Source organism: Verrucomicrobiia bacterium, assembly GCA_035489575.1.
Taxonomy (GTDB): Bacteria; Patescibacteriota; Saccharimonadia; order Saccharimonadales; family JAGQNK01; genus DATHJY01.
Map to the genome: position 1 here is coordinate 1 of DATHJY010000012.1, position 5869 is coordinate 5869.

The 5869-nt window shown below is 50.5% G+C and carries 7 protein-coding genes; 3 read left to right on the top strand and 4 right to left on the bottom strand.

The genetic code is table 11. From position 1 onward, the window contains the following. Positions 1–209: 209 nt before the first annotated feature. Together VK694_05795 and VK694_05800 are read left to right on the top strand one after the other, a co-directional pair. On the top strand, positions 210–755 hold the full coding sequence (locus tag VK694_05795) for a hypothetical protein (protein HTE58229.1): 546 nt from the start codon (positions 210–212) through the stop codon (positions 753–755). A 117-nt stretch (positions 756–872) separates the two neighbouring features. Next, positions 873–1646 (top strand): SIMPL domain-containing protein, encoded by a 774-nt coding sequence (locus VK694_05800; GenBank protein ID HTE58230.1) that lies wholly within the window; start codon positions 873–875, stop codon positions 1644–1646. Between the two features lie 4 nt (positions 1647–1650). Here VK694_05800 and VK694_05805 read toward each other — a convergent pair whose 3' ends face one another. Together VK694_05805 and VK694_05810 are read right to left on the bottom strand one after the other, a co-directional pair. Next, positions 1651–2232 (bottom strand): hypothetical protein, encoded by a 582-nt coding sequence (locus VK694_05805; protein ID HTE58231.1) that lies wholly within the window; start codon positions 2230–2232, stop codon positions 1651–1653. A gap of 224 nt (positions 2233–2456) precedes the next feature. Continuing rightward, positions 2457–3095, bottom strand: coding sequence for a hypothetical protein (locus VK694_05810; protein ID HTE58232.1), 639 nt, complete (start codon positions 3093–3095; stop codon positions 2457–2459). Positions 3096–3195: 100 nt separating this feature from the next. On the opposite strand from VK694_05810, the gene VK694_05815 reads away from it, so the two are divergent. Beyond that, a complete protein-coding gene (locus tag VK694_05815; protein HTE58233.1) occupies positions 3196–3624 on the top strand; it encodes a hypothetical protein in 429 nt (142 codons plus the stop codon). A gap of 12 nt (positions 3625–3636) precedes the next feature. On the opposite strand, the gene VK694_05820 is transcribed toward VK694_05815, so the two are convergent. Next, a complete protein-coding gene (locus VK694_05820) occupies positions 3637–4764 on the bottom strand; it encodes a polymer-forming cytoskeletal protein (GenBank protein HTE58234.1) in 1128 nt (375 codons plus the stop codon). Between the two features lie 160 nt (positions 4765–4924). After that, positions 4925–5611 (bottom strand): hypothetical protein, encoded by a 687-nt coding sequence (locus VK694_05825; protein ID HTE58235.1) that lies wholly within the window; start codon positions 5609–5611, stop codon positions 4925–4927. Between the last annotated feature and the right edge of the window lie 258 nt (positions 5612–5869).

Genomic DNA, 5869 nt, shown 5'->3' on the forward strand with positions numbered 1-5869 from the left:
TTGAAGACTGCCTTGACTACAACTTCTACCGGCCACACAGCATGCTCCGCATGCTGACGCCCGTTGAATATCTGCAAAGCCTAGACGGCTTTGCAGATGCTACACTTGATACAAGTGTCTTATATGTTTAGTGGGTGGACCCTCAGTACTCTCTAAGCTTGGGCCTGTAACCTTAAGACCATTAACTAGTAAAGGAGTGAAAACATCCCATGCAGATAAAGAAACCATTACTCATTGCCGGTGCCATCGCCACCATTGGCGTAGCCTCGACGGCGGTGGGTGTACAGGCAGCCACCAGTAACAGTACCGGCCAAAGCAGCATCGCCGACAAGATCGCCCAAAAGTTTAATCTGGACAGAAACGAAGTACAGAAAGTCTTTGAAGAAGACAAAGCAACACACGAAGCCGAACGCCAGACTAAGCTAGAGGAAAAACTTACCCAGGCGGTCAAAGACGGCAAAATCACCGAGGACCAAAAGACCAAGATCATTGCCAAGATCAAAGAACTCCAGGCCGACATGGAAGCTACCCATGAAACCATGAAGGACAAGACCCCACAGGAGCACAAGGCTCTTATGGAGCAGAAGCGCACAGACATAGAGACATGGGCCAAAGAAAACAATGTCCCCATGGAATACCTAAAAGTCCTGCACTTCAAGGGCGGCCCTGGTCCTGATGGATCTAACAGTGAGTTCCATATGCAGATACATGACAGACGAGAGTCTGGCCATAGTTCTTCTGCCGAAGACTCCTAGAAAAGTCCACCGTATCCGGACTGACGCACTGAAGATAAAGGCCACCTTTTACCCCAAGGTGGCCTTTACTTTTTATTCGCTTAGCATAAGACTAATACCATAAACAAGGACAAGTGCATGTCTCCCGAAGAACAAACTCCTAAGACACCCAAGAAACTCAGCATCACCCTGGATGCCCGGACTAGTATTATCGTTCTGCTATTGGTCGTCATAACCAGCATGGCCTTTGTCTGGAAACCATGGGACGCCGTCAACAACACCGACCAAACTATCACTGTCACCGGTGAATCTACGGTGACCGCCGAGCCAGACGAGTACGTCTTTACCCCAAGCTATCAGTTCGTGAACGCCAACAAAGACGCCGCCCTGGCCGAACTGACCAAGAAGAGCGAAACCATAGTGACCGAGCTAAAAAAGCTGGGTGTTCAGGACGGCCAGATCAAAACCAACGCCAATGGCAACAACTACTACACCTACTCCAGAGATTCCAAGACCGGCAACACCACCTATACCTTCCGTCCAACCGTAACGCTCCGCGACAAAGAGCTGACCCAGAAGGTACAAGATTATCTGGTGACTACCTCGCCCACTGGCGCGATCACACCCCAGGCCGACTTTAGCGACGCCAAACGCAAAGAACTACAGAACAAGGCTCGCGACGAAGCCACCAAAGAAGCCCGCACCAAAGCAGACCAATCGGCCAAAAACCTCGGCTTCCGCCTGGGCAAAGTCCAGAGCGTCAACGATGGCAGTGGCTTTGACAATTACCCCGTCAGCGGCGGCGCAGAGGCCCTCATCGCAGAAGACACCGCCAAGCGTAACACCATCTCTGTCCAACCCGGCGAAAACAAACTCAACTACAGCGTAACCGTCGTCTACTTCGTAAAATAGAGGGCTACAAGAGTGGCCAATTGGGATTAAAAAGCGTTTCGTACAGCCACAGCGCAAGCAACACAAATGCCAAAGATATGAGGAATATTTCAATAAATAGAATTGCCCGCGTTGATTTTTTGGGTACCTTTGATTGTGTCTGATTGATCCATGTCTCTAGGCCCGGTGGATCATTCCACTGCCCTTGGGCTATGTATCGTAGGATCCTCTCGTTGTTTGACTGCCACTTGCTGAACAACCGGCTAACAAATATGTACTCGGACAGAAGGAAAACTGCAGCAAGAGTAGCCGTAATAATTGCGGCAAAATACAATACCCGAGACGCCTGCGTAGCATCTTTCACGGGTGGGCTCGACAGCAGTCCGGCAACAATAAAAGAAATAGCTAGCGCAAAAAAACTTGTATATTGCCGCTCGTACTCGTTTGACTCGGTGGTAACTTGGTCCTGTTTTGCTTCGATATTGTCAGTGGTTTTCTGCAAAAAAGCCAAAAGCTCATCTTGAGCCTTCAGCTCTCCGGGACTCAGCGAGTCGAAGTATTTTCCTCGCTCTTGTATGTACTTAGCGAGGGAAGGTCCCTTGCCCATCTAAGCTATTGCTTAGCCTTAGGAGAGGGCTTTGGAATTTCTATATAAACCGCAGTAGGAGCAGGATTCATTCTTCCGCCCTTTACCGTCGCGCCATCTTCTACGACAGCTTTCACCGAAGCTTTCTTATCCCTCGCCATAAATAACTTTCCTTTACTACCTAGCAGTATACTATCGATTTGCCTGAGTTTCTATCCACTGTCGCCTGGTGGAGGCTAGTCCACCTATAGTTTGTCGAATGTCTCAGCCAGGGTCTGTGCGGCCGCCGCTAGGTCCGGATCACCGGGCAGTCGGGTATAGACCATGATGAAGCTATTGGTGCCGTCGAACAGCACCCACTGGGTCTGCTGCGTGCCCACTGCTGGCGTGCCTATCTCGTACTCAGTAGAAACGGTGTACGATACCTTATAGCCGTTTATGCTGTCGATGGTGGTAGTGGCGTAGCTCACGCCGCTCAGATGGGAATCGCCACTGTAGTAAGCCGCGGGGTGACTGACATCTCCGCTGGCTTTGCTGATGGTTACCGTGCCGCCAAACTCGCTATTACACTTGCCCAGCTTGTCTGTAGTTGGTGCCAAAAACAGCAGATCTGGAGTGTCAGGACAAGTGGCCTTAACCCAAGTGTCTGGCAACGCCACACGGTAGACTTCGCTCGGCGGCTTGACGTAGTTGAGCGCCGGCGCAGCTGGTTCTTCTGGATCTGCCGAAGCTGGGGCAGAGTCTGAGGAACTGGGTATTTTGCCGCCCTTGTCATCCCTACTCTCCCATATTCTCCAGCCAGCAAAGCCCAAAAGCGCCAAAAGGAGCAAAATCAAGATGATAAAAATAGGCGAAAACCCCTTTTGATTACGCGTCATCACCATACCCACCCCCATTTAGTTAGTATCAGTGTAGCATAAGCTTTTTATATAAGTGTCCGTATATAACTTTGTCATCTCTAGAAAAGATGCCATACTGGCACCCATGGAAAATTCAAGCCAATCTGCCGTGTTCGCGTCAGAAGACCTATCGCCAGAAGACCGTGCCGTCGTCGGCCAAGCCTGGGAGTTTGCCTACCACCACAGCGACCTACTGGCAAGCCTGGAGCCACACGTATTGTCGGCTGTAATGCAACTGAGTGACGAATATCTTCGGGAAGGCCAGTATGTACACCTCAGAAAACTCTTTAAGAATGCAGTACCCTATATCGCCGAGGGCAAAATCACGTCTGCCCCAGAAGGCGGGTTTTTTGTCTGGGGCAACACCAACGACCACCATGTAACGGTGGCCGAGGACCATTCTATGGCCTGCGACTGCGATCTTTTCCACGGGAGAGGAAAGTTCGAAGACAATGCCGGCGACTGCTCGCACATTCAAACCGCCACACTCTTTTCGCTCGCCGCCGAGCAGTAAAAACGACTCTCGTTATCGCTTTTTACGCGCAGAGGATCTCGCGATCACAGGATCAGCTAGTTCGTAGTGTGGTCGAGGTATCCGGCCAAAGATACAGCGTACGGCCATACCCGTCCCCATCCACGCCATGGCAAAGAACGTCAGGACACCGAGCAACGGGATGAGGTAAGAGATAGTAACCACCAGCACGCCGACGGCCATGATGGCGATGACATTGCGTTGGTTGCGCCAGACAAGCCGGCCTACCATATAGCTAAACAGTGGACCGCTCAGCAGCAGTATCAGCAACCAGACCAAGCCCAGGAAGAGGCCCAATGGAATGCCGATGATGCTTATCATGAGCGCCGCAACCGCTATAGGGACAACAATGCCCGCAGCCAGGCCTATCAGTACTGTCTTTAGCGGATCGGCCAGACCCAGAGCAACCGTTTCGTTAACAGCCTTCGGGAACAGCAATACAAGCGCCAGAGACATGATGAGTAATGCAGACATGATCAGAATGGTAAACCCAAAGCCAAAGGAGAATACCCGGCCGTAATTACTCTTGGATTTCTGCTCTTTGGGTTGGTAACGGGTAGTTACACCAGCAACCTTGGCACCGCTGGCAACCGAAGCATCGTTGTGACTAGTATAGGACAGTTCGCCACCTACCTCAGCACCGCTGGCCAGAGACAGATTCTCGGTACTGGCCTTTACGTTGCGGCTCACTTTGTTGGTGATAGCCACCGTACTGCCACCTGCCGACAGGTCACGGCCCACTGTGCCGTTAATAACAGCGTTGTTAGAACCTATGCTGACATCGCCGCCAACCTTGGCGCTACCTTCTAGCGTCACAGTCTGGCCAGCGGCAGATACGTTGCCCCTCACCTCTCCGCCAATGGCTACCGTTTGGCCGGCAACCCGCACATCGCCCTCTACCGTGCCAGATACTCGAACAGTTTGGCCAGCACAGATAACGTCACCTGTTACTTTGCCACTGACCGTTATGTTCTGGCCTGCACAAAAGATATCGCCCTTTACTTCTCCGGCAATATCTATGGTGTTACCCGCCGCGTACAACGAGCTATCTACTACTTCATTTGCGCCCACCGTAGTGGTGTCGCCAGACCTAAAACTCTGGCCAGGGCAATACCTACCCACAGAAAGATTGGTAATAAAAATAGGAGCAGCGCTCCTACCAATTTGCTTCTTTTCATACGGTACCCCTCCGGTTACTTCATACTTCTAGTGTACTCCAGGTAAAACTAAACCCCCGCACTTGAGTGTGCAGGGGTTAAGCTTTTTCAGTCTAACCAAGGACTTATTGATTTCGCTTCTTGCGAGTAACAACAGCATGTACTGCAGCACCCAAACCAGTCACACCAGCAAACATACCGGCGACACTGGCAGGGCCAGTTGCGGGCAAGGTTGCAGGCAAAACTTGAGGAGTCTCTTTGACGGGACCACCTTCGCCACCAGTGACTACTGGAGGTAAGGTCTGAGGAACAGTTACGACAACAACAGCGTTGTCACAACCCTTTTGGGGGTTGTCCTTGACTTCACTGTCACCAGTGAAACAAGCCTTGTTGGTAACAACATCTTTGTTAATGTTGCTGGTTACGCGAACGCTATATTCCTTTGTAACCTTTTGTCCGGGTCTTAAAGTACCCAGATTTTCAGTGATTACGCGCTGAGAAGGGTTGCTTACCAATTCTACGCCAGCAGGCAGGGTGTCGGTCATGACCGTAAAGGCCATGTCGTTGTTCCCGTTACTAGCAGCCTCGGCTGCATTTGATATCTCTACGACATATTTCAGGGTGTCACCAGTCTTGGTCGTAACAGCAGTCTTGGCGTCGTTGGCGTCAGCCAGCTGACCATTAGCAGATACGTTTTGGACTGATTTCTTGATAACACCCTTGGGGTGCCAAGCAAATGCGGGGGCAGCTACCGTAGCAGCTATAACCACACCAGTTACCACAGAAACACCTAACAGATGTAATTTCTTCATATAAACTCCTTAAGCCTCAATAACTCCTTGAAAGCAAAGTGAAACTAAACAGACACAGTATCACTTTCAAGTTGAATATATTGTACCACGCTTATGCTTTTTTGTCAATACCTACTAACCTGAATCCCGAAACCTCCTCAAACTGTTATTTAACCAATCTTAGACCCGGAAGGGTACCTGTCTGTGCTAGCTCTGAGGTGTAGATGCTAGGATTGATGACCGTAAATTCTTAGATTTTAAGTGAGTTTTGTATCTGTT